The sequence below is a fragment of the Alkalibacillus almallahensis genome, assembly GCF_011761495.1.
GTDB lineage: Bacteria > Bacillota > Bacilli > Bacillales > Alkalibacillaceae > Alkalibacillus > Alkalibacillus almallahensis.
The window spans coordinates 67,819-91,934 of the sequence record NZ_JAASRU010000006.1 but is presented as its reverse complement, the minus strand read 5'-3'; the positions used below and the strand labels follow the sequence as shown (position 1 = coordinate 91,934).

General features: G+C 38.5%; 29 protein-coding genes. 15 read left to right on the top strand and 14 right to left on the bottom strand.

Annotated features, from left to right (window positions below; genetic code table 11):
• Positions 1–19: 19 nt before the first annotated feature.
• Together FHR85_RS06920 and FHR85_RS06915 are read right to left on the bottom strand one after the other, a co-directional pair.
• Positions 20–976, bottom strand: a complete 957-nt coding sequence (locus tag FHR85_RS06920) for a carbohydrate kinase family protein (RefSeq protein WP_167262140.1) — start codon at positions 974–976, stop codon at positions 20–22.
• A complete protein-coding gene (locus FHR85_RS06915) occupies positions 969–1,658 on the bottom strand; it encodes a phosphoribosylanthranilate isomerase (RefSeq protein WP_167262139.1) in 690 nt (229 codons plus the stop codon). Before FHR85_RS06915 ends, FHR85_RS06920 begins: the two co-directional genes overlap by 8 nt.
• A gap of 203 nt (positions 1,659–1,861) precedes the next feature.
• Here FHR85_RS06915 and FHR85_RS06910 point away from each other — a divergent pair, with 203 nt between their 5' ends.
• Positions 1,862–2,098: a hypothetical protein gene (locus FHR85_RS06910; RefSeq protein ID WP_167262138.1), complete on the top strand. Its 237-nt coding sequence runs from the start codon at positions 1,862–1,864 to the stop codon at positions 2,096–2,098.
• Positions 2,099–2,294: 196 nt separating this feature from the next.
• On the opposite strand, the gene FHR85_RS06905 is transcribed toward FHR85_RS06910, so the two are convergent.
• The 4 genes from FHR85_RS06905 to FHR85_RS06890 form a co-directional block, all read right to left on the bottom strand.
• Positions 2,295–4,127 carry an ABC transporter ATP-binding protein gene (locus FHR85_RS06905; RefSeq protein WP_167262137.1) on the bottom strand — a complete coding sequence of 611 codons (1,833 nt, stop codon included), beginning with the start codon at positions 4,125–4,127 and terminating at the stop codon, positions 2,295–2,297.
• The gene (locus tag FHR85_RS06900; RefSeq protein WP_167262136.1) at positions 4,117–5,847 is read right to left on the bottom strand and encodes an ABC transporter ATP-binding protein; all 1,731 of its coding nucleotides are present in this window, start codon (positions 5,845–5,847) and stop codon (positions 4,117–4,119) included. Before FHR85_RS06900 ends, FHR85_RS06905 begins: the two co-directional genes overlap by 11 nt.
• A 413-nt stretch (positions 5,848–6,260) precedes the next feature.
• On the bottom strand, positions 6,261–7,697 hold the full coding sequence (locus FHR85_RS06895) for a DUF3221 domain-containing protein (protein WP_167262135.1): 1,437 nt from the start codon (positions 7,695–7,697) through the stop codon (positions 6,261–6,263).
• Positions 7,681–8,265 (bottom strand): sigma-70 family RNA polymerase sigma factor, encoded by a 585-nt coding sequence (locus FHR85_RS06890; RefSeq protein WP_167262134.1) that lies wholly within the window; start codon positions 8,263–8,265, stop codon positions 7,681–7,683. Before FHR85_RS06890 ends, FHR85_RS06895 begins: the two co-directional genes overlap by 17 nt.
• A 142-nt stretch (positions 8,266–8,407) precedes the next feature.
• Between FHR85_RS06890 and FHR85_RS06885 the strand changes: the two genes are divergently transcribed.
• The 8 genes from FHR85_RS06885 (at position 8,408) to FHR85_RS06850 (ending at position 14,116) form a co-directional block, all read left to right on the top strand.
• A complete protein-coding gene (locus FHR85_RS06885) occupies positions 8,408–9,556 on the top strand; it encodes a M20 family metallopeptidase (RefSeq protein WP_167262133.1) in 1,149 nt (382 codons plus the stop codon).
• Positions 9,557–9,680: 124 nt separating this feature from the next.
• The gene (locus tag FHR85_RS06880) at positions 9,681–9,965 is read left to right on the top strand and encodes a hypothetical protein (protein ID WP_167262132.1); all 285 of its coding nucleotides are present in this window, start codon (positions 9,681–9,683) and stop codon (positions 9,963–9,965) included.
• Positions 9,966–9,977: 12 nt separating this feature from the next.
• A complete protein-coding gene (locus FHR85_RS06875; protein WP_167262131.1) occupies positions 9,978–10,838 on the top strand; it encodes a 5'-3' exonuclease in 861 nt (286 codons plus the stop codon).
• A gap of 11 nt (positions 10,839–10,849) precedes the next feature.
• A complete protein-coding gene (locus FHR85_RS06870; RefSeq protein WP_167262130.1) occupies positions 10,850–11,293 on the top strand; it encodes a pyrimidine dimer DNA glycosylase/endonuclease V in 444 nt (147 codons plus the stop codon).
• Positions 11,294–11,305: 12 nt separating this feature from the next.
• Complete coding sequence (locus FHR85_RS06865) at positions 11,306–11,833, top strand: GNAT family N-acetyltransferase (RefSeq protein ID WP_167262129.1); 528 nt, start codon at positions 11,306–11,308, stop codon at positions 11,831–11,833.
• A gap of 82 nt (positions 11,834–11,915) precedes the next feature.
• Positions 11,916–12,878, top strand: a complete 963-nt coding sequence (locus tag FHR85_RS06860) for a ring-cleaving dioxygenase (protein ID WP_167262128.1) — start codon at positions 11,916–11,918, stop codon at positions 12,876–12,878.
• 29 nt (positions 12,879–12,907) lie between these two features.
• Positions 12,908–13,234, top strand: a complete 327-nt coding sequence (locus FHR85_RS06855; protein ID WP_167262127.1) for a hypothetical protein — start codon at positions 12,908–12,910, stop codon at positions 13,232–13,234.
• Positions 13,235–13,249: 15 nt separating this feature from the next.
• Complete coding sequence (locus FHR85_RS06850) at positions 13,250–14,116, top strand: DMT family transporter (protein WP_243864186.1); 867 nt, start codon at positions 13,250–13,252, stop codon at positions 14,114–14,116.
• An 18-nt stretch (positions 14,117–14,134) separates the two neighbouring features.
• Here the strand turns inward: FHR85_RS06850 and FHR85_RS06845 are convergent, their stop codons facing one another.
• Positions 14,135–14,446, bottom strand: a complete 312-nt coding sequence (locus FHR85_RS06845) for a YggT family protein (RefSeq protein WP_167262125.1) — start codon at positions 14,444–14,446, stop codon at positions 14,135–14,137.
• A gap of 138 nt (positions 14,447–14,584) precedes the next feature.
• On the opposite strand from FHR85_RS06845, the gene ytzI reads away from it, so the two are divergent.
• Together ytzI and FHR85_RS06835 are read left to right on the top strand one after the other, a co-directional pair.
• The gene (gene ytzI / locus FHR85_RS06840) at positions 14,585–14,743 is read left to right on the top strand and encodes a YtzI protein (RefSeq protein WP_167262124.1); all 159 of its coding nucleotides are present in this window, start codon (positions 14,585–14,587) and stop codon (positions 14,741–14,743) included.
• 611 nt (positions 14,744–15,354) lie between these two features.
• The gene (locus tag FHR85_RS06835; RefSeq protein WP_167262123.1) at positions 15,355–16,383 is read left to right on the top strand and encodes an acyltransferase family protein; all 1,029 of its coding nucleotides are present in this window, start codon (positions 15,355–15,357) and stop codon (positions 16,381–16,383) included.
• 71 nt (positions 16,384–16,454) lie between these two features.
• Here FHR85_RS06835 and FHR85_RS06830 read toward each other — a convergent pair whose 3' ends face one another.
• Together FHR85_RS06830 and FHR85_RS06825 are read right to left on the bottom strand one after the other, a co-directional pair.
• Complete coding sequence (locus tag FHR85_RS06830; RefSeq protein WP_167262122.1) at positions 16,455–16,868, bottom strand: thioredoxin family protein; 414 nt, start codon at positions 16,866–16,868, stop codon at positions 16,455–16,457.
• Positions 16,869–16,899: 31 nt separating this feature from the next.
• A complete protein-coding gene (locus FHR85_RS06825; RefSeq protein ID WP_167262121.1) occupies positions 16,900–17,325 on the bottom strand; it encodes a disulfide oxidoreductase in 426 nt (141 codons plus the stop codon).
• A gap of 134 nt (positions 17,326–17,459) precedes the next feature.
• Between FHR85_RS06825 and FHR85_RS06820 the strand changes: the two genes are divergently transcribed.
• The gene (locus tag FHR85_RS06820; protein ID WP_167262120.1) at positions 17,460–18,257 is read left to right on the top strand and encodes a hypothetical protein; all 798 of its coding nucleotides are present in this window, start codon (positions 17,460–17,462) and stop codon (positions 18,255–18,257) included.
• Here FHR85_RS06820 and FHR85_RS06815 read toward each other — a convergent pair.
• From FHR85_RS06815 to FHR85_RS06800, 4 genes are read right to left on the bottom strand one after another with little or no spacing between them, the layout of a single operon-like run.
• Positions 18,254–19,150, bottom strand: a complete 897-nt coding sequence (locus FHR85_RS06815) for a GGDEF domain-containing protein (RefSeq protein ID WP_167262119.1) — start codon at positions 19,148–19,150, stop codon at positions 18,254–18,256. The genes FHR85_RS06820 and FHR85_RS06815 overlap by 4 nt on opposite strands.
• Positions 19,151–19,163: 13 nt before the next feature.
• Entirely contained in the window at positions 19,164–19,556 is a 393-nt protein-coding gene (locus FHR85_RS06810; RefSeq protein ID WP_167262118.1) for a hypothetical protein, read from the bottom strand.
• Positions 19,556–19,861 carry an antibiotic biosynthesis monooxygenase family protein gene (locus FHR85_RS06805; protein ID WP_167262117.1) on the bottom strand — a complete coding sequence of 102 codons (306 nt, stop codon included), beginning with the start codon at positions 19,859–19,861 and terminating at the stop codon, positions 19,556–19,558. The genes FHR85_RS06810 and FHR85_RS06805 overlap by 1 nt, the downstream gene beginning before the upstream one ends.
• 1 nt (position 19,862) lies before the next feature.
• The gene (locus FHR85_RS06800) at positions 19,863–20,504 is read right to left on the bottom strand and encodes a cobalamin B12-binding domain-containing protein (protein ID WP_167262116.1); all 642 of its coding nucleotides are present in this window, start codon (positions 20,502–20,504) and stop codon (positions 19,863–19,865) included.
• Between the two features lie 154 nt (positions 20,505–20,658).
• Between FHR85_RS06800 and FHR85_RS06795 the strand changes: the two genes are divergently transcribed.
• The 3 genes from FHR85_RS06795 to arsC are packed head-to-tail and all read left to right on the top strand — an operon-like array spanning position 20,659 to position 22,750.
• Positions 20,659–21,006, top strand: a complete 348-nt coding sequence (locus FHR85_RS06795; protein WP_167262115.1) for an ArsR/SmtB family transcription factor — start codon at positions 20,659–20,661, stop codon at positions 21,004–21,006.
• Between the two features lie 13 nt (positions 21,007–21,019).
• Positions 21,020–22,318 carry an arsenic transporter gene (locus FHR85_RS06790; protein WP_167262114.1) on the top strand — a complete coding sequence of 433 codons (1,299 nt, stop codon included), beginning with the start codon at positions 21,020–21,022 and terminating at the stop codon, positions 22,316–22,318.
• 15 nt (positions 22,319–22,333) lie between these two features.
• Positions 22,334–22,750, top strand: coding sequence for an arsenate reductase (thioredoxin) (gene arsC / locus FHR85_RS06785; RefSeq protein ID WP_167262113.1), 417 nt, complete (start codon positions 22,334–22,336; stop codon positions 22,748–22,750).
• 63 nt (positions 22,751–22,813) lie between these two features.
• Here arsC and hmpA read toward each other — a convergent pair whose 3' ends face one another.
• On the bottom strand, positions 22,814–24,034 hold the full coding sequence (gene hmpA, locus FHR85_RS06780) for an NO-inducible flavohemoprotein (RefSeq protein WP_167262112.1): 1,221 nt from the start codon (positions 24,032–24,034) through the stop codon (positions 22,814–22,816).
• Between the last annotated feature and the right edge of the window lie 82 nt (positions 24,035–24,116).

Genomic DNA, 24,116 nt, shown 5'->3' with positions numbered 1-24,116 from the left:
TAGCAGTGCTGATCTTTAATCAATAAGAAGATAAGAATGTCTCAAGCTCATCGATTGTTGGAGATGAACGGGCGCCTTCTTTTCTGACACTGAATGCAGCCGTGGCATTGGCGTATTTAAGACTCTCTTCTATGGAATAACCCTTCATGCAAGCGTAGATGAAACCAGCATTAAAGATATCTCCTGCACCAAGAGTGTCCACAACTCCAATAGGGTAGCCTGAAGCCTTAATCGTATTTGCCTGTTGAACGGCTAATGCTCCTTGGTCTCCCATACGTGCGATGAAGGTTTGGTTTGCTGATACCAATTGTTTAACCGTGTCTAACCAGTTCTGTTCAGTGGACAAATAATGGAATTCATCTTCACCCGAGCCTAGAACATAATCAGTGTATTGAATCGTCTCCATGATTGCCTTGTAATAGTCTGAATCAAGATCACTGTCCACCCTTAAATTTAAATCGAATGAGGTTGTTAACCCCAATTCTTTCGCTTCTTTAAATAGTGATAAGATTGTCTGTCGAGCTGAAGTGTCCTCAAGCATCGAAATGCCTGATGAATGAACCCATGAGACGTTTTGAAAGATATTGTGATTTAATTGATTACGGTTTAACGACTGAAATGCCAAGTCATGTTTAGGCCAAATATAAGGGTGTCGCTCACCATCTTGATCAATAAAGGCGAATGTTGAAAACGTATTTAGATCATTGTTGACCATTAAGTGATCGATGTTAACGCCTTCGTGTTGAAGCTCTTCAATCACCTGCTTACCTTGAGCATCGTCACCTATGGTACCTAGAAAAGATGTACTCATCGCTAATCTACTTAGGGCAACAGCTGTATTGGCTGAAGTGCCACCTCCGAGTAAAAAGGGTTCTTTAAAGTCAGCCTTTCCATCTTCACTAATTTCAGGTAAATGAACGACTATATCTATACCTGCATCGCCAATCACTAAGACTTGTAAGTTTTGTTCAAGCATCCTGAGCCGCCTCCACAAATGCACGTATTTTTTTGAAAGCCTTAATATGTTTTTCGTCAATAGGATTGTCTTCATTGGTTGAAGTGAATGAATCAACGGCGTATGGTTTGGAGATACGGATTGCTTCTTGAACATTTTCACTCGAAAGACCACCCGCTATAATGCAAGGGACATTTGTTGATTCAATGATGGCCCGATCAATCTCCCAATCATGTATTTCGCCAGTTGCTCCGATTACATTTTCAGAATGTGATTTTGTATCGATTAGAAAATAGTCTGAAACGCCCTCATAACGTCTTACATAATCAAGTGTCTTTTGGTTGGCCAAATCTTGATCAGCGTAGACTGGAATCGCTTGCATAATTTTTAATGGTTTAAACGCTTGCTTTAGTTGCTCAATTTCTTCAGGTGAAATGGCTTTGATATTACCAGAAAGATGAAGTACATCTGGCATGACAGCTTGTAAATTTTGTTGGATGTGATTGATATCTTCTGAAATAGTTAGTCCGATTTTTAATATGTTAGAAGGAATAAATTCAAAAACTTCCTTTGCTTCTTCACATGTCAGATGGCCAGGGTAAGCCGGATTTTGATCATATGGGATGCCTAGATGATCAGCTCCTGCTTCAATAGCCTTTTGCGCATCTTCAATTGATCGTATCTCATAGATTTGCACTTTCATGAATCATCCCCCTTTTTTGAAGCGTTTCTCATAAGGTATTTATATCTATTATAGCAATAATTGTCGGAATATTTAAATTTTAAACACTGGATAGTGAGGAACTTGAACAGACTTATCTGAAATATATGAAAAATATGTTAATATAAATATCATATAAGTCTTGATGATAAAAAGGGGTGAGGGAACTGAATAGGGTAGAAATTTTGGGCACCGTTTTATTCGCATCGGGCATCTTGCTGTTTGGACTTATGCACCTTGCGATTGCTAATTATGTGCCTTACGAAATAAATAGTTTTAAACTTAGTCATGTCATGGAAGCAACCATGGTGAATGTCCCATACTTTTTAAGTATCGGATTTATGATCGTTGGGTTATTGATGATGTTTTATCGTGATATTAGAAGTTTAAACGACACAATACCAGAAGATGAACAATCATAAGGTTATGGTAGCAATAATGAAATTAAAACCCGAATGATTTATGTAGGATGAATGACTCTCACTCAGTAGATAGTTTGCAAGGAAACGGTCTACTCAATAATCCTATAAAACAATCGGGTTTTTCTGTGTGAATGATGATTCAAAATTAGTAGGTTTTGTTCATTTTTTATTGTGATTCAACGGGATCCTCAAGCATTTATTGAGCTTGATTGTTGAGCTGAGCTTGGTGTAAATCAGCGTAATGACCGTTTTGTTGCATTAACTCCTCGTGTGAACCTTTCTCAATCACTTGACCATTTTCAAACATAATAATTTCATCAGCATGGCGTATCGTATTAAGACGGTGGGCAATGACGATACTCGTACGACCTTGCATGAGTTGGCGCATGGCTTGTTGAATCTTAATTTCAGTCACCGTATCAATACTACTCGTTGCTTCATCTAACACTAAAATTTTCGGATCCGATAAGATCACACGAGCAATTGTAATTAATTGTTTCTGGCCCTGACTAATACCACTACCTTCTTGGTCAAGCATGGTATGATATTGATCAGGTAATTTCGCGATAAAGTCGTGTGCATTGGCAAGTTTAGCCGCTTCGGTGACTTCTTCATCCGTTGCATCTAAACGTCCGTAACGAATATTGTCCCGAATCGTTCCTTCGAATAGATAGGCATCTTGCAAGACAAAGCCCATATACTGGCGTAAACTTGATCGTTTTATATCCTTTATGTCGGTTTCATCTAGTAGTATTCGGCCTTGATCGTATTCATAAAATCGAGATAATAGGTTAATGATCGTTGTTTTACCTGCACCAGTATGACCGACCAGGGCTGCCATACTACCAGATTCGACCTGAAAAGAGACATCGTCTAATACTTTTTCATTGTCATAGGCAAAATGAACATGATCAAATGTGATGTCCCCACGAGGTTCATCAATATCAATCGCATGAGTCTCGTCTTTTTCCTCGCTCTCTTCATCTATGATGTCAAAAACACGTTCTGCCCCTGCTACTGCGGTTAATAATTGATTAAATTGATTGGCAAGTTCGTTTAATGGACGTGTGAATTGGCGCGCTAATTCTGTGAAAATCACAATGGTACCCACTGTCACCATCCCATTTAATGCGAAAACACTGCCGGCAAAGGCAATAAGGGCAAAGCTTAACGAGTTCAGCATATTTAATACTTTAGGAATGAATCCAGAAAAGACAGATGCCCAGTAGCTGGAATGCATGACAGCGTTATTTTTAGCCTCGAATTCGCGAATCACTCGATTTTCTTGGGAGAATGTTTTAACAATAGGCTGACCTGAAATCGTTTCTTCAACATAGCCATTTAAGTCACCAATACGATTTTGTTGGATTTTAAATAAAGGTCTAGTTCGTTTCGTAATCCATTTAATCCCGAACACAAGTAAAGGCACAATGGTTAAGGTAACGAGCGTCAATGGTGGGCTTAAATAAAGCATGACGCTGACAGTTCCAACAAGGGTTAAGATGCTTTGAAATATTTGAATAAACGATTGATTTAATGTGTTACTAATATTATCGACGTCATTTGTCACACGACTCATAATTTCCCCGTACTGACGCTTATCAAAAAATGAGATCGGCAGCTCATGTAAGTGATTAAATAATTGAGAACGTAAACGATAAACAGCGTTTTGAGCAACGCCAATCATGAGGAAGTTTTGTGTAAACATTGTGATTGAGTAACTGAGATAAATGACAAGTAAAATAAGAATGAATCTCGTAAACCCATCTGACTGACGGTCCACAATGAAATCATCAACACCTCGACCAATTAAATATGGCCCAAGAATGGAAAAGGCTGCACTAAACATGACGAGAATCATGACGCCAAGTAAAAGCCAATTTTGACGCCACAAATAAAACCAAATACGCTTAATCGTTCCTTTCCAATCACGGACTTTTGGTTTTCGCCCTGCTGATGACTGATTAGCTTCACTTAAATCAATTTTTTCATATTGAAATGGCTCTAATAGTTTTTGTTTAAGACTCATGGCGTTCACCCTCTCCGAATTGTGACTCAACAATTTGTTGATACATCGTCGATTGTTGCAATAGGTGGTCGTGGGTGCCTTCAGCCATTAATTGACCTTCATCAAAGAGTAAAACACGGTCAGCTTTCATAGCTGTAGAGATTTTCTGAGTCACAATCAAAGTCGTGCACTGATAATGATCAATAGCGTTGAGTAGTTGGGCTTCCGTTTTCAAATCTAATGCACTCGTACTGTCATCGAGCATGAGAATCGTCGGTTTACGAATGAGTGCTCGGGCAATGGAAATACGTTGTTTCTGACCCCCAGAAAGGTTGACCCCTTTTTGTCCGATCTTCGTTTGATAGCCATCTGGTAATGATGCTATTGTATCGTGAATTTGCGCATCTTGTGCTGCTTGTTGAACATCTTCAAGTGAGGCGCCATTTTTCCCCCAAGCAATATTATGAAAGACTGTTCCTGTGAATAAGAGTGGATCTTGCGGTACGTATCCAATTGATTGCCTTAATTGATCGAATGAATAAGATTGAACTGGATGATGATCAATATATAATTGGCCCTCACTTGTATCATATAAACGCGGAATCAATTGAAACAATGTTGATTTCCCTGACCCTGTTGCCCCGAGAATAGCCACTTTTTCTTGTGCCTGAATCTCAAGATTAATATCTTCCAAGACATTGTCATGAGCGTTTGGATAGTGAAATGATACTTGATTAAACTGAATGTTACCTGCAGTGAAATGTTGATTCTGGTCGACTGATGGGTCTTCGAGTAAATCGACTTCTGTTGTGAAAACGTGTTCTAAACGTTCTGAAGAAGCCTTAGCACGAGCGAATGCTCTTGTTAAGAAGCCAAACATATTCATCGCTAGAGAAACTCGTAAGGCATAGTTAATAATTGAAACAACTTCACCCACTTGGGCATTATTTTGATTGATTTCCTCATAACCAAACCAAAGAATGAACAGAAGACTCAGGTTCATGATTAATAATAGAATCGGAGAGGATGCTTCAATCACACGAAAAGCTGTTTTCGTTTCGTTCATGAGATGAGTATTAGCTGTTACAAAACGGTTTTTTTCATGGCGACTTCTTAGAAAAGCCTTAATTAATCGAATGCCACTTAGATTTTCTTGCATCACACGGTTCACTTTATCTAAATAACCTTGGACTTTAGTGAAAAGTCGGCTACTGATTTTTACAATGATCCCTAGTAGTAAGATAAGAATAGGGACGGATATTAGAAATATGAGCGCGATTCGCCAGTTAACGATAAACGACATGGTTATGCCGCCAATAACTAATAGTGGCGCACGGAACATAATTCTTAAGGCTAAGAAAAGCCCGCTTTGAATTTGTCTAATATCATTGGTAAAGCGAGTGATTAAGGTTGATGTCGGGTGTTCATTTAGGTTTTTAAACGAAAATGATTGGACTTTATCGAACAAATAGCCTCTAATATCATAACCAAATTTATAGGTCACATGTGATGAATAGAAGGAGTTTCCGATTCCTGCTACAAAAGATAAAATCGCAAGCCCAATCATGATTGAGCCCCAGTATATGACGACGTTTAGGTCTTGGTTGAGAATACCGTTATCAATCATTTTGCCAAGGAAAAATGGCAACATTAGCTCGACTGATAATTCGATTAACATCAGACTCCAAGCGATGATCATATGGAAATAGTACGGTGTTAAGTATGATAAAATATAACGCATATGATGGCCTCCGTGATTGCTACAATGATGGGAGAATAATATAGCTTAGAAATATACTCTATCTTATCACATGGCTATTAGTAGGTAACAGCAATATGAAATCTATGAAATAAAAAAGAAGAGGCTGAGACAAAAGAATAATCTTTTATACAAAGAGCGAATGTTTGAAATAGTTATAGGTGAGCAGTAATAAAGCGGAATCAAAACACGTAGACGCCTGCGGGAATAGCACGCGTCTCGAGACCCCGCAAGCCCCGCTTTTGGGCTGAGGAGGCTCGAGCCGTGCCCGCGGCAAGCGAAGTGTTTTGATGGAGCGTGATTCAAGCAATAAACCCGAACGATTTATTTTTTCAATTAAATCGTTCGGGTTTCACTTTGCTTTATGGGGTTTTGTCCCAGCCTCATCTTAAGTGCTATAGTTGTTCGTAATCAACATTTTCTAAAATCCAGTTGTCATCTTGATAGCTGATGTTATAAATGACTCGAACGTGTCCTGAAAGTTCATTTTCTATTTCTTGAGTAACACGATAAGTCGTATCAGACGGTTGTTCAACTTGATAATCTTCCTCGAGGTTGATGCGTGTGTCACCACCTGTTGGACGAATATACAAGCCTTCTGAAGCATCACTTGTAATATCTTCTTCAACAATGAAACTTTCAAATAGGTAATTAACTCGTGTTTCGGATAAAGTGTCGCTCACGTCATTGATGATCTCTTCTTTGCTGTCATAGTGCGCTAAGCGATGGCTCTCACCTTCCACAGTTTCCAATATTCTATCCTGAACAGCGTGATACTCATTCAATAAATCTTCTATATTTGGTTCGGAAGGGGAGTTCGTTTGTTCTTCTGATTCAGACTGTTCTGAGTTAGATTCATCTGAGTTGGATTCATTTTCGTCTTGTTGTTGTTCTGAGCGTGATACTGTCATGCTCTGGTCACTAAAATTCACTGTTATCGCTTCGATGGAGTCGTATTCAAACACGGTATTGCCAATGTCATCAACTAGTGCATCTTGATCGATATCGCCTGCGTTATCAAGGTTGATCGTTAGCATTTGTTCTTCGGCTTCAAATCCTTGATAGTTAACACTGCTATAGTCGTCATTGATTAATTGTGATAAGGATAAATCAAGTTGAACTTGTTTTGCGCCAAGTAATGATTGGTTTTCTCCATAAGTGGTACTGACACTAGAACCATCGACTGCGATTGCGAAGCTGGCGGATTGACCTTCCATTCCAGCATCTTGAATATCGATTAACCAGTAGCCTTCCTCACTTAATAATTCAACGTTACTCACTACTTTAACCGTGTAGTCCTCTATAGTGCGTAAGGCTGATGCTAAAGCTTCTTGTTGTGACATATCGGATTGTTCACTTTCTTCAACAACTTCAAGGTGATCGGCTTCACCTTGGGAAGGATAAGATTCTGCTAAATCAGAATGCCATACACGGACTTCGTCACCTAATTGAACATCTTCCTCTACATCAGAGTACCAAGTGGCAGGGTATTGACCGCTTTCATTCTGCTCACTTCCCGTTACAAGAATCCGGGTATCTTCTTCTTCAACGACATACCCTTCGACATCAGGGTCGCCTTCAGGTGCCGTCATGGTTTCTTCTTCACCTTCATTGGCTGTATTTGGGCTATCATCAGTTGCTAAACTTGCAAAAATGGTGAACATTAGTAGTAAAGCTGCCGCAAGTGGAATGATCACTTTTAATGGAAACATGGGCTGCTTTTCTTTTCGTTTCGGTTCATTTAATTTCGCTAAAACTTGTTTACGATCATCATTCGTAAACGATGTTTGATTTCGATAAGTTTCACGTAAATCTTTAAGCTTTTGATCCATTTTCTTCACCTCCAGACTCGATGATGGTTTTGAGTCTTTCTCGTCCTCGTTTTAACCGAGCCTTAATTGTATTAGATTTCGTGTCTAAAATTGATGCAATCTCTTGTACGGATAATTGCTCAAAGTAATATAAAATAATCACTTCTTTATATTTTTCCGATAATTGATATACGCGTTGTAGTAATAACTCATTTTCATCAGCTTCTACTGAAATGGATTCAGGTGTTTGGGTTTCAATCGAATCTTTCTGTGCTGATTGCATCAATTTATCTCGAATTCGTTGTTGTCGCTGTTTAAATGATCGTAAATGGTCTTTGCTTTTATTAATCGCAATCCGAAAGAGCCAACTTTTTAATTGAGATTGTTGGTTAAATTGATCAATCTTTTGATAGACCGTAATAAATACATCTTGTGTCACGTCTTCTGCATCGGCTTCGTTCTTCACATATGAAAGCACGACACGTTTAATATCAGACCCGTAATATTGCATGCAATAATCCAAGATGTCGAGCCGGTCTTGTTCGGTTAAAGAATCTTTTTCTAGTGCAGTTAATTCAGAAACCGACATAACGAGCCTCCTTTCTGTTTTACTTATTAGACGTCGTAAAGCCAAAAGCGGTTGCATGATTTATGAATATTATAACCTTTAAGTTATTAATCAGTGTATAATAGAGTAAATATAAATGAACAACGGAGGCTCTATATAATACATGGATGATTTAGTTCAATATTTACAAGATCGAGAAGGTGACATGGTAGAGTTGTTGCGTGAATTGGTTTTAATGGAGTCACCTTCCAATGATACTAAGTTGACGAATGCAATGGGAGATTATTTGTACAAAATAGTGAATTCGATGATTGAGGCTGATGTGACACGTCTATCAGGTGAACCATATGCGCCTCATATAAAGGCTGAATGGGGTGAGGGAGACGGGCAGTTGTTGATTGTGACACATTTAGATACGGTCTGGCCTGAAGGTACATTGGAAGACATGCCTTGTCATATAGAAACAGGTAAACTATATGGACCAGGTTCATTTGACATGAAGGCAGGGATTGTTCAAGCGCTTTTTGCGATTCAAGCGATTGAGCAGGTTATTCAAACAATGGATAAGAAAGTTATTCTATTAATGACGAGTGATGAAGAATTAGGGAGCCCGACGTCTAAGCCCTATATAGAAGAGGAAGCGACGAAAAGCGATGCGGTTTTTGTTTTAGAACCTGCACAAGGAGAGCGTGGTGCTCTGAAAACCGCTCGAAAAGGGGTGGGGACTTATGAACTTAAGGTTCATGGGATATCTTCTCATGCTGGGATTGAACCTGAAAAAGGCGTCAGTGCTATAGAAGAGTTAGCTGAACAGATTACATACCTATCCAATCTAACTGATATTGATCAAGGAACGACTGTCAATGTCGGTGTGATTGACGGTGGCTCATCGAAAAATATGATCGCAGAAGAGGCGCATGCAGTGGTCGATGTTCGTGTTCAATCTGAAGCAGAAATGAACCGAGTGGTGTCTGAAATTGAAACAATTAAGCCGATCAATGATGGCATTAGCATTGATATACAAGGCAGCATTTACCGTCCACCTCTTGAACGTACCAATGATAGTGAGGTGTTATTCGAGCATGCTCAGGCGTTAGCGAAACAATACTTAAACATTGAGTTAGAAGAAGAATCGACGGGAGGAGGAAGTGATGCGAATTTCACTGCTTCATTAGAGCCAACTCTAGATGGTTTAGGTGCAGTGGGGGATGGGGCTCATGCGAAGCACGAGCATGTGATCATTCACGAACTTCCGAAACGTAGTGCTCTTTTAGCTATGTTATTACGTCGTTACGGACAAGTGTCTCAATAAGCAGGTCGTGTTATCTGAGGGATAAAGGGTTTGTCTTTTAATATGATAGGTCATTTACTTCAAAAGACACGTTCATTAATCAATGCTATAATGACAACCATAGATTGTTTAAAGGAGTCCAACCATGATTTGCGAACATCCCTATATTACGTTCAGACGTGAAATTGATCATGTTCATTTTCAACAGAAAAACATCGAAGATACCCATTATATTCGATTATATGAAGATCGTATTGAAACAGCTGAATACACGTATGAAATAAGCATGATCTTTGATATGTCTTATAAGATGTTATCAGGTCAGTATGGGTTCTTATATTTACACACCACAAAAGGGGTTATGACCTTTCAAATAAAAGAAAATCCTGAACATTTAATTCATGAATTCCGTAAAGTTGAAATCAAGTAATGGAGGAACACAATGAGAAAACATGTATTACTCGTTGATGGAATGGCTTTATTATTTCGTGCCTACTATTCCACAGCGATGATGAATAATTTTATGATTAATAGCCAAGGCCTTCCAACGAATGCGATTCATGGCTTTACAAGACATTTATTAACGGCAATTGATACTTTTAATCCAACACATGTGATTAGTTGTTGGGATATGGGAAGTCACACCTTTCGAAATGACCTTTTCCCAGACTATAAAGCCAATCGTAGTGCCCCACCAGAAAATCTCGTGCCACAGTTTGATCGAGTGAAAGAAGTGACAACTGCGATGGATATCCCGAATGTAGGGATTCCTGGCTATGAAGCAGATGACTGTATTGGCACATTAGCAAGTCATTATCAGGATGAGGCAGATGTCACGATCCTTACAGGGGATCAAGATATCTTGCAATTATTAGATGATCATGTACGTGTTGCCCTTCTGAAAAAAGGATACGGCAACTATGATACTTATGAGGCGCCACGATTTGTAGAGGAAAAAGGCATTGAACCGAAACAAATGATTGAACTTAAGGCAATGATGGGCGATACGAGTGACCATTACCCAGGTGTTCGAGGCATTGGTGAAAAAACAGCCTTGAAATTGTTAATCCAACACGGGTCACTTGATGCCATTCTTAATAATTTAGATACTCTAACGAGAGCCCAGCGGACAAAATTTGAAGCTGACCTTGATATGGTTCATTTATCAAGACAACTAGCCGAAATTCGGTGTGATGCAGATGTGTCATGTGATTTGAATGAAGCTCTATATCAGCCAGAACGTGAGAAAATAATCGCTAAATTTAATGAATTTGAATTTAAACGGTTAGGCGAGCGAATCTAGGAGGGGATGACATGCGCATATGGTCTGTTCACCCGAAATACTTAGATGCTAAAGGCTTAGTGGCGTTGTGGCGTGAGACCTTGTTAGCTCAAAAAGTATTAAAAGGTGAAACAAAAGGGTATCGAAATCATCCTCAACTCGTTCGTTTTCGTGATCAGAAGAACCCACTTCATACGATTGGCACGTATTTGCAGTATGTGTATGATGAAGCTTTGCAACGTGGCTATAACTTTGATCAGAGTAAAATCTATGATGTCGACCAAACGCTTCGTCTAAAGGTAACGAAGGGACAATTGGAATATGAATGGCATCATTTACTGGCAAAATTAGAAGTGCGTGATCCTGAGCGCTTTGAATCGTTAAAAGAAATGAAACACGAATCAATTGAAGCACACCCTTTATTTTCGATTGTAGAAGGCGAACTCGAAAATTGGGAACGTGTGACCAAGAAATAGGAAGGGTTATTTATGAGTCAATTAACATTAATTAAACCGACAGCATCACTTGAATCAGCTTATCTGGATTTTTTAAATGATTGGCATGAAGCGGGTGAAAGTGTTGTACCGTCTGTTTTAGATGCAAAACCATCAGAATTCGAGGCATTAGTTGAACAATTATTAAACCATGAAAAAGGGGTTGGTCTAACAGGAGAAGAGGTCCCAGCTTCGACACGTTGGCTCGTTGATGAAAAATATAAAATTATCGGTGCATGTGTTATTCGCCATGAACTAGTTGGTTCCTTAGTAGAAGTCGATGGTTTAGTCGATTTCGGCGTACGTCCATCTGAGCGAAATGAAGGGCATGCCACGTTTATGTTGAATGAAGCGATGGCAATGTTGAAATCATTTAGCATTCCTCGTGCCTTAGTCACTTGTCAGGATGGCGACTCAACTGTACAACGCGTTTATGAAAAGGTTGGCGGTATGCAAGGCCTGCCATTTACCAAAGAAAACGGTGAAGTGGTTAGACGCTTCTGGATTGATTTACGAAGTTAAGTATAAACAAAGAATTAAATTAAACAAATCAATCGATTGATTAATAGAAAAACATCATGTATTAAAACATGGAGGTGAACATATGAGTATTTTAGGAATCCATCATGTATCAGCCATGGCGAAACAAGCTCAATTAAATGTTAATTTCTATACGAAACTATTAGGCATGCGAATGGTCAAAAAGACGGTCAATCAAGATGACCCATCGATGTATCACCTCTTTTACGGTGACGAAGTTGGTCGACCAGGGACTGAATTCACATTCTTTGAAATTCCGCAAATTGGTCAGAATCATGATGGCAATAATAGTATTTCGGCAACATCGCTTCGCGTACCTACTGACGAAGCCTTGACTTATTGGGAGGAACGATTATCCTCAGCTAATCTAGAACATGATGGGGTTCAGGAACAATTTGGTCGTAAGGTCTTACCATTTCGAGATCATGAGAAACAACGGTTAATTTTGGTGTCTGATGAAGGGAATAACGGTGTAGCTGGCGGCAAGGCTTGGGAGAAATCATCCGCAAGCCCGCAGCATGGCATTGTTGGTCTTGGTCCTATTCATTTAACTGTGCCTGACCTTAAACAACTAGAATCAGTAATAGTCGACGTTCTGGAATTCCGTCATATTGGCGAGTATCAAGGTGAACAACATGAAACGGTTTATGTCTATGAGATGGGCGAAGGTGGCACAGGTGCAGAAGTACATGTCCACCATCGCACGGATCTTCCTTCTGAACGATTGGGTCGTGGTGGCGTTCATCACGTGGCATTCCGTGTTGAAGATGAGTCGAGTTTGAATCGTTGGATTGAAACCTTAACTGCGAATGGAATTGGCCATTCTAATTTTGTTGATCGTCATTATTTTAAATCCGTCTATTTCCGCGAACCGAATGGAGTATTATTTGAATTAGCGACTGATGGTCCTGGTTTTGCAACTGATGAAGATATTCATCATCTAGGTGAGTCACTTGCTTTACCACCATTTTTAGAACCGAAACGGAACCGTATTGAAAAAGTTTTAAAACCAATTCACACGTCATAAGAAATTGATATGGTAGGTGCCAATAAAAAATGAAAAAAGTATACTGTCAAAACTGTGGAAAACACATCGAATCCAAACGAGATTTATTTACAACTCAAATCTTCTTTATGATTCAAGCTTATTGTCAAACATGTTATTTTGAACGCATTAAAAAGGTGTCATCACTTGCAGTGAGCAATACACCACTGAATGGACGTTATTCAAATTTCCTAGCGTTAATGACATTGGCAGGTTTAATCATGGTCTATTTTGCTGAAATAGACTATATTAAAATTCCACTATTAGTTGTTCTATCCATTGTGTTATTCATGCGTTTGTATTCATTTATTCGATTTGAACGGCATTTGCTATTATAAAGGTGGGGCATGTCCATGCGTTATATGTTTCTTGTCTTAGCTGGCGCAATCTTGTGGGGAACGACAGGAACGGCGCAAGCACTCGCACCTAATGAGTCATCACCACTTGTAGTAGGTGCATTACGCTTACTCATTGGTGGTGGCTCTTTATTTATTTTAGTTTCATTACAAAAACGATTTTCATTTCGTCATTTACCTAAGAAACCCATATTAATAAGTGCCATTGCTATGGCTTTATACCAACCATTCTTTTTTTCAGGTGTCGCAATGACAGGAGTTGCTGTTGGAACAGTCATTGCGATTTGTAGCGCTCCAATTATAGCTGGATTATTCGAAGCCATTAAATTTCGAAGTATTCCAGAAAGACTATGGGTCATAGCAACAGCTTTAGCTATTCTTGGGTGTGTCTTATTATTTTCAGCAAGTGAAAAGGTCGCCTTTGACCCGAGGGGAATGATTCTCGCCTTGCTTGCTGGGGTAGCCTTTGCTGTTTATACATTAACGAGTAAACAACTTGTCGCATCTTATCGATCAGACACGGTTGTAGCAGTGGTGTTTAGTACGGCAGCATTATTCTTATTACCTATTTTAGTAGTATCTGATTTAGCCTGGGTTTTTGAACCAACGGGGCTTGTGACGATGCTACACTTAGGGTTGCTGGCCACTGCTTTGGCCTATTTATTATTTGCAGCTGGCTTAAAAGGTGTTTCCGCTTCTGCTGCTGTCACGCTTGCCTTAGCAGAGCCTTTAACAGCTGCTATGCTCGGGTTTATTTGGCTAGGCGAGCCATTAAATATCGTGTCTGGTTTTGGAATTGTGTTGTTATTAGGAGCGATATTGCTCCTGACTTTAAAACCGTCAAATCAAGCTTCAACCGCATAGAAAGAACCGTGAAAATGATTAATCATTTTCACGGTTCTTTCGTTTGTTAAAACTCATCACTAATGATGATAAGAAATTGCCGAGTAAGGTGTATACTAGAACGGCAAAAATAGCGGAGAATTCAATGACATAAATGCCATCTAACACTTTTGAAGGAAAGATCCCTTCAAACGGAAAGAGTAATGGCGCGCTTGTTTGATAAATCCATTCCACAAATGGAGCCGTCTCAGACGCACCGAATAATTTTAGGATAATTCGTAATCCTAAGAGTATCTGAACGATCCAGACTAATATATTGATCAATTGATTGATATATTGCATTATTTTCATAAGTTTCACCTCTTATTCATGGTTACCACATATGTTTCGTAGCTTAAACATCTCTTTTGACGTTGAATATGATATAGTTTTGTTAGAGAAGGCATAGTTTGTTAATTATTAAAACAAAAAGACTGAAGGAGTTTGAACATGTTTACGGTATTAATTATTTCAATTGTGATTGTTATTGTTGTAGCTGTTCTAACAATTATTGCAATATCAAAAGGGTATGCCTATGAACATACCGTCGATCCTTTACCTGAAGATGAAGAAAATGATCAATCAGATCCTGACAAAAACAATGAGTAGCCCAAGCCATTTGTTAAAGGCCGACATGCACTTAAAAACGTGCATGTCGGCCTTTTTTATCACTTCGAGATTAAGTTCTAACAAAATGTTAGGTACTGTTTAAGATAGGTGTTGATATTACAATGGTTTAGCACTTAGTTGTTGAATTGTGAGGAGCGAAGGTGGCGACTCCTGGTCGACTAAGTTCGGTCACGTCCTGCGCCTGCGAGTACTCGGCGCAGAATTAGGCAAAGAAGCTTATGAAATCAGCCTTTGTGACCAACGTCGACATTAGGCCGTCCGGGCCGTCATGGGAATAGCACGTGTCTCGAGACCCCGCAGGAAGTGCTTTTCTTCCGAGGGATGCACCTGCGTTTTCTAGCAAATCTTCGAAGTAGGCTTCCTCGGTGCAAGTCCCAGAGAAGCTTATTCGATGAAGTTGCCTGGCTCGAGCCGTGCCCACGGAAAACGTTCACCGAAAGCGGATCACAATTCAACAACGGACCTTAACAAAGCCAAATAGTACAAAATATTACAACGATATAATAAATCAATAACAATTTGGTTGTATGGGTTTAATCAATCATAGAGGTGGGGTATTATGTCTTTGGTTGATGGGAGGCGAAAAGATTATGCAACGACTAGCCTTTTTTGACAACGCCAAAGTCTTTTTTATATTTTTAGTTGTTTTTGGACATTTAATTCAACCTATGCAAGGTGAGTTGATCAGTGTTGATGCACTGTATCAATGGATCTATATATTTCATATTCCTGGATTTGTGTTAATGAGTGGTTATTTCGCTAAAGGAAGAGGCGATCAAAGTTTTCTAGTTAAAATGATGAAAAAGCTGTTACTACCATTCTTATTATTTCAAGTACTATATTCCATTGTACCTATTTTGAGTAATAATGACCCTTGGTATGTCGCTTTATATGAGCCTCATTGGAGTCTGTGGTTTCTAGTAAGTCTATTTTGTTGGCATCTTCTACTAATTGTTTTCAAACACTTATCGCCAATTAAAGGTTTGATGATCGCTTTTAGTATTGGTTTAGGCATTGGTCTTGTCCCATTTATCGGGCATGAATTTAGTGTGTCGAGAACCTTTGTGTTTTTCCCATTTTTCCTAATGGGTTACTGGATGGACCAAACATTAATCACGTATCTAAAAGAAATGAAGTTCAAGGTTGTAGCCGTTTTAATCTTAGCCACCTTATTTGTAGGCAGTCTAGTTATGCCCGTTATCCCTGATGAGTTACTGTTTGGATCAGCTTCTTATAGCGCTTTAGGGATGGAATCGATTGGAATTATAGCACGGCTAAGCTTATACGCTTTAGCGATTCTAATGGTGTTTTCTGTATTAGCCTTAATTCCAAATAAGAACTATCAGATCACGGCAATGGGGCCTTATACACTTTACGTCTATTTGCTTCACGGTGTGATTATTCAATTTGTTCGCGAGCTAGGATTGCTTCGAATGAATGAGAATTTGGATGTCTTAGCTTTAGGGATTATCGCTGGTGCCATTGTCATGTTTTTATCATCAAGATATGTGTTAATCTTCACCCAGCCGATCATTGAAATGAATACAGTCTGGGCACAAAAATGGTTGAAAATTCGAAGTCAGCAGCGAATGAATTATGGTAATCATGAATCGACTTAACGTTAAACGAATTGAAATCTAAAAAAATCTCCGAGCTAGCCTGGTGGTCAGCTCGGAGATTTTTGTGTTGTTTAGTCTAAGACAACTTGATTGAAAAAGGATTCGAATTGTTCGTTTGGTGCAGCACCGACTATACGGTTGACTTCTTCGCCATTTTCATAATGAACGACAGTTGGTGTGCTTTCAATATTAAAATCACTCCAGCTTTGGTCATGTTCATGAAGATTAAATAATGTCATATCTACATCCATATCTTCAGCTAATGGCATCAATCGTGGTGTTGTTTCTTGACAATGGTGACATTCGGGACTGAAGTAGTACACTGTTAAGGAATCTTCTTCTGCAATCTGTTGTTCTAATTGGTCTGGTTCGACCGCTTGACTATAATATTCTGCATTAGATGTGTCAGATTCTTGGTTTGTTAATAAGATTAAGACGACAAATAAGACAATGATAATACCGCCAAAAATTAATATTTTTTTCAACTTAAATCCTCCTAAGTTAGATCAGCATAAATTAATGAGATTGCTTGATCTTACGGTTACCTAAGACGCTTAGCGTAAGTATAATCGCAAATGCAAGCCCTGCTAAGAATGGGATTGTAATAAATCCACCCCAATTAATATATTGTGCGACACAAGATACCTCACCACAGCTTAAAGCATTATCTTGCATAAAAGCAATTTTTTGAATCGTGTAATGATATATCGAGATAGCTAGTCCTATCCCTGATAAGATCATGCTGTATTGGAAAACGTGACGATCTTTCCCGACGATACCGATTATCATGATGATGACGAGTGGATACATGAATATCCGTTGATACCAACATAATAAACATGGCTCGAACTGACGAATCTCTGAGAAGTATAAAGAACCGAGTGTAGCAATTAATGCCACAATCCATATCATAATCGCAGTATTTTCGCTTTGTTTTTGCATGGATAGATCTCCTTTTACAAATAACATCTATCACAAATTATAGTATGAATGCTAGAAAAAAGTAAGTTTTATTTATGAACATTTTCTAACTTCACGAAAATGGTGTATGATAAGAAAAGATTGGAGGCGAATTCATGCATAAATTACATAATATAAGTAGTCGAATGGCAACAACTTTTTTGACTATGGTCTTAACATATATCGCTTACTTACTATATTCAGGTTTTCGTTTGTCAGAAGCTTATGATCTTGTGTCTAATCCATTTATTTGGTTGATTTTCATTGTTTATTTGGTGATTTCCTCTTATGTAAATGAATGGGCAGCACGTAAGCTGGATGATGACTCAAAACGGACGTTTGTGTCGTTGTATATGCTTTCAGCCATGTTTATTTGGGTACTTGTTTATATCCCTTTAGCGATGAGTTCTATAGCGGCATACCTTTACATGATTTTTTATAGTAGTTTATTTACAGTATTTGCGTTTTTATTGTTTTATTTTATTGAACGCATTGTGCGTCGTTCGAAAAGACGTCCATTTGGCGTGGGGGTTCCTGCGATTCTCATTCTAATTATTATTATGACCTGGAATCCTGCGATTAAATCTGGATTTTCTGAAACATATGATGAAGGTCAGTATGAAGTAACTTTTGATCAATTTAATGGTGAGGAAACGGTATATATCCCAGTGGAATCCGGTCAAAATTATGAAGTGAAGGTTGAATGGGACCTAGCCGATGACTCAGGGAATAATTATGGCCTAAAACGCCATTCGGCTACAAGTAACTACGGTAACTTAGATTATATCGGTGAAGATGAGGATTGGTTATACCAATTCGAATCTACTGAGTCAGGTGATTTACCTATTAAATATCACGGTCATAATATAAGTGGCTCAATTGTGATTACATGGAAAAACGTCTCAGACAATTAATCTTGTCCGAGACGTTTTTCATTTGATTTAAGTTGTTGCTTATAATCATACATCGCACGATCAGCTTTTGAAATATAGAATTCAATGTTTTGCTCATCATACAGGGATTCAATTTCATTGGCGGTTAATTCCACAAAGCCAAAAGATAACGAACATTCCCTGGATTCTTCTTTAAACTGTTGATCAATATCGTGAATGATTTGTTTAATATCAGCGAGATTATACTCTGTTGTAATAAACAAAAATTCATCTCCACCAAAACGAAACACCTGTGTTCGGTCTGTTTGATACTGATCAACGATCGTAGCAAACAATTTAAGCAGTCCATCACCTGCGAGGTGACCATAATGATCATTGATTTGTTTTAAATTGTTAAAGTCAATCACTGAGAGAATTAAACGGGGTGGCAGTTGATTTGCGTTGTAAAGCTTAGCGATTTGATCATAGAAATGCTGTCGGTTATACAAACCTGTTAAAGGATCAGTCATACTCTTTTCTTTTAATTGTTTGATTGCATCATTTAATTGTTTCTCATTTAAGGCTTTTTCAACGTACAATTCATTCAGTTGGTTGGTCGTATCATAAATATTGGCAATTGATTCTAAAAATGATTCTGGAAAAGGTGTCATGATTAACCAGAATTCTTTTTTTACATGTTGAACCTCTACTATATAAGGAACTGACTCATCATCTAGCTTTAAATAAATATCTGATGTATATTGTTCTTCATGGTTTAAGATTCGCTTCATTCTAGTTAAAGATTGCTCATCCACAAGGTCAAAAATGGATTGAGAAGGATACATATTCTTTGCTTGTTTCCCTGTTCGGGTTAATATTTCACCGTCTTGATTAGTTTGGATAATCAATGTATCGGATTGATTCAGAACTTGCATAAGGTTCTTATTGTTATTGTGAATAGAAATCTCCTCCAGGGTCTAATTGAGCAATAGCTTTTTTTAAGCATGTGATGAAAAAATGTTGTTCATTAAAATCCGTAATAGTTTTTGGGATATGTTCAATTAATAATCGATAGTTTTGCACGATATGCCCTGAATCAATGCCACGACTTGTTAATACTTCGTTTAGCCAAGCTGTATAATCGAGAAAAATAGATGTCGATTTTAAGTGATAACTTGTTGTAAGATACTGCAAATGGAAATAGTTATCCTCCCGACAACGTTCTACCCCTTTATCACCAAAGCGATCGTACAGTTCCGGTTTTTCCTTGTAGATGTCTGCCACAACAGCATCAACAAGTTGTTGATAAGGGGCATGCTGCATAAGTTCTGCAGGGTACATTACGTCGCCACCACCTTATATCGATAGACTTTAGGAACAATTTGAGCTAGCTCTTGATCGGGATAATTTTTTTCTAGTTCATGAATTTGCTTAAACTGTTCGCTACGAGCCCAATTCAAATAATCTTGCTTTGTTTCCCAAATAGTATGCACGGTTAACTCATGAGGTTTTTTGTCGTTTTGAAGTAATTCAAATTTAATGAAGCCAGGTTGTTCATCTACTTGACGTGATCGATTTTGATAGATTCCAATTAGCTCATCAATTTTGTCTTCTGGTACGACGACAGTGGAGTCGACAATATACATCTTAATCACCTTTTCCAATCAACCACTGATGAAGGTCATCAATGTTTTCAAAATTATAGTCATGTTCAAGTTGGTTATAGAGCTCAGGATACTGTAATAAGGCGTAACCGCCAATCAGTATTTTCGTATGGGCTAATCTTTCCTCGTTGCGAATCATTTCACCGAGCTCTTTCGCTTTTGTTACATGGTTAGGTAACGTCATCGAATAACAAATATAGTCTGGTTGATGTTCAATCAATGATGAGATTATATGATGATTCGGAATATCCGCGCCATAATAATAAGTCAAAAATCCATGCTCTAAAAACATGTTGCGAACGATTTGAATGCCTAAATTATGTTGATTTGTCTCAACAGAGAACAAAGCAACAGACTGGTTGTATTCTTGATCTGCTTCTATTGCTTGAATCGTTAATTGTGTAATCACGAATTGTGATACAGCCGTTGCTAAGTGTTCTTGAGCAACTGATAGGCTATTTTCCTGCCATAGCTTACCGACTTCATACATTGCTTGTGAGACGATGCGATAAGCATCCACTGTATCACCATGTTCCAATAGGGATTTTATGACGCTCTGAGCTTCATTTGTATTACCAGTTAGTACTGCCTCATAGAAGTCATTAAAATAATCAGATGGGTGCATAGCTTTCCCTCACAAAAATACAAATTTCGATAATTATATTATAGCGGTTAATCAAGGAGAAATAAAGGATTTAACGTTATCGACAACCTCTTTACAGTTATTAGTCTATAACTTATAATCATATAAGTATTATCTTATATAAGGGGATGCTTATATGATGTTAAAACCTCAATCTATTCAACAAACGTCTCAAACTCTAAAGTTATTAGGAGATTCTAATCGTCTTAGAATGATGCAATTCATTTATGAACGTGAATGTTGTGTTTGTGAATTAGTAGAATTGATCAATCTATCACAACCAGCTATCAGTCAACATTTACGTAAGTTGCGAGATGGTGGTCTCGTTATGGAACAGCGAAAAGGATCATGGGTGTTTTATCGAATGAATGATGAACACGCAACTATTGAATTAATAAAAGAAATTCTTCAATCTTTACCAAGTGTCCAAGGTGAGTTGGATGAACTTGAACAAGATGGACTAAACGTCATATGTCATAAATAAAGGAGTTTACGTCATGGATTTATTCATAGCTATCATCATATTTTTAGTTACGTTAACATTTGTCATCTGGCAACCTAAGAATCTAGGGATTGGTTGGACAGCTTGTGCTGGTGCATTGCTTGCATTAGTTTTTGGTGTTGTAAACGTGCAAGACGTCATTGATGTAACGGAGCTTGTGTGGAATGCGACATTCGCATTCGTTGCGATTATTATTATCTCGCTAATTTTAGATGAAATTGGCTTCTTTGAATGGGCAGCTTTACATATGGCACGACTCGCCGGTGGTAATGGTGTGAAAATGTTTGTGCTTGTGACATTACTTGGTGCTGCTGTGGCTGCGTTATTTGCGAATGATGGAGCGGCATTGATTTTGACACCGATTGTTTTATCAATGGTGCGTGCTCTTAATTTCAAAGAGGCGATGATTTTGCCGTTTATTATGGCGAGTGGTTTCATTGCTGATACGACATCACTCCCTTTAGTGATTAGTAACCTTGTGAATATTGTATCGGCTGACTTTTTTGAAATCGGCTTTTTAGAGTATTTATTACGGATGATTATTCCGAATTTATTTTCAATGATTGCAAGTATTGCGGTATTATATCTATTCTTCCGAAAATCTATTCCAAAGAATTATGATTTAAGCGAATTGCAAGAACCTAAAGAAGCGATTAAAGATCATAAGATGTTCCGTATTTCGTGGTTTGTCTTAGCTGTTTTACTCGTTGGGTACTTTGCAAGTGAGTGGGTTGACTTTCTTTACGTGTCATTCGTGGCAGGGGCGATTGCTGTTATCTTTCTCATTTTAGCGAAACGAAGCCCAGCTGTTCCAACAACCGATGTTGTCAAAGGTGCACCATGGGATATTGTCTTCTTCTCGGTTGGAATGTATGTCGTTGTTTATGGGTTGCGGAATGTTGGACTAACAGACGTCCTCGCCAATGTGATTGATGCAGCTGCAGGCCAAGGACTGTTGGCTGCGACGATGTCGATGGGCTTTCTTGCTGCGATCTTGTCTTCTCTGATGAACAATATGCCAACTGTCATGATCGATGCTTTGGCTATTGAGGCCTCGAATACATCAGGTATGATTAAAGAAGCATTAATTTACGCCAATGTGATCGGAAGTGACTTAGGTCCGAAAATCACACCAATTGGTTCACTTGCGACATTGTTATGGTTGCATGTGTTATCGAAGAAAGGGATTAAGATTTCGTGGGGCTACTACTTTAAAGTCGGGTTAATCTTAACGATTCCAGTACTAGCTATCACGTTACTCGGCTTGTATGTCTCAATTATTTTAGTGAATTAATAAGGAGTGTTTTGTATGAGTAAACCTATTATTTATTTCTTGTGTACGGGTAATTCTTGTCGTAGTCAAATGGCTGAAGGATTAGGACGTCAATTATTAGGTGATGAGTGGGAGGTTCATAGCGCTGGGATTGAAGCGCATGGTGTGAATCCAAAAGCGATTGAAATGATGGATGAAGTTGGCATTGATATACGAGATCAGCAATCAGCTGTCATTGATCGTGATCTATTGAATAGAGCGAGTTTAGTGATCACGCTCTGTGGTGATGCGAAAGAAAATTGCCCCGTTACACCGCCAAATGTTGAGACGGATCACTGGGGGCTGTTTGACCCAGCTAAAGCAGAAGGAAGCGAAGAAGAAGTAAATCAAGTTTTTCGTGATGTTCGAGATGATATCAAACGTCGAATTGAATCATTGAAGAATCATAAATAAAACCCAAAACACCTCAGCTTCATGAAATTCAACTTGAAGCTGAGGTGTTTTATATGGTTGAGGTTATTGCACTGTTTCTAGTTCTTCTTGTGGGCCGAAGAATTCAAAGTTAAGACGGTCTTCGGTCACACCGTGTTGACTTAAATGATTCATAACAGCTTCCATAAACGGCTTCGGACCGCAGAAATAAAAGTCAGCTTCATCCATTGGCAAGTGATCCTTCATCCAATCGTAGGTGATGAAATCTTTATGATGGTAATGTTTATTGGCCTCATCATCCGCTGTTGGGTGAGATAGAATGGTATAAAGGTTAACATGTTGATGATCTAACACTAAATCCGTTAATTCTAGTTCGAAAGCTTGAACATTACCATTACGAACAGCATGCACGAATGAGACTGGTCGATTCGGTTGTTGCTCTACGACTGTATGGAGCATATTGATAAGCGGTGTAATGCCAACGCCACCAGCCATCAGAACGAGTGGTTTTGTACTATTCGTGTCTAGCGTAAATTCACCTGCAGGTGCACTGACGTCTACTTGGTCACCAATGGATGCTTCGTTGTGTAAATAATTCGAGACCACACCGTTCGGATCGTGCTCATCTTCACGTTTAACACTGATTCGGAAATAATCTTGATTCGGTTTGTATGAAAGACTGTACTGTCGAATATTCGTGTAGGTTTCACTTGGAATATCAAGTTTAACACTAATATATTGACCAGATTTGAAAGTTGGTAGTGGTTGTTCATCAACTGGTTTTAAATAGAACGATGTGATGACATCACTTTCAACAACTTTATCCGAAATGTAGAAAGGTTTGAAGTCTTTCCATCCACCTGGTTGTTGTTCAGTTGCTTCATATAAATCTGCTTCAACACTGATGAAAATATCAGCAATCACTTGGTAAGCATCTTCCCAAGCTTGCATGATGTCATCTGTTGCAGCATCACCTAATACGTCTTTAATCGCAATAAGTAAGTTTTCGCCAACGATTGGGTAATGTTCAGGTTTGATACCTAAACTACGATGTTTGTGTGCAATTTGTTCGACAACAGGCATAATCGATTCTAATTGGTCGATGTGTTCAGCTGATGCGATAATAGAGTTAGCTAAAGCGCGTTGCTGTTTACCTTGTTTTTGATTCGCTTGATTGAATATATTTAAGAGCTCTGGGTGTTTCTCGAAAAGCAATTGGTAAAAACGTGTTGTAATCGTGGTGCCGTGTTCACGTAATACTGGAGCTGTTGCTTTAATGGTATCTTTTTGTTGTTCTGTTAACATTTGAAACCCTCCATATTTGAGTTAATTTCATTATCTAATCTATAGAAGGTTTAATTTGTGATATATATCACAAAAACAGTTT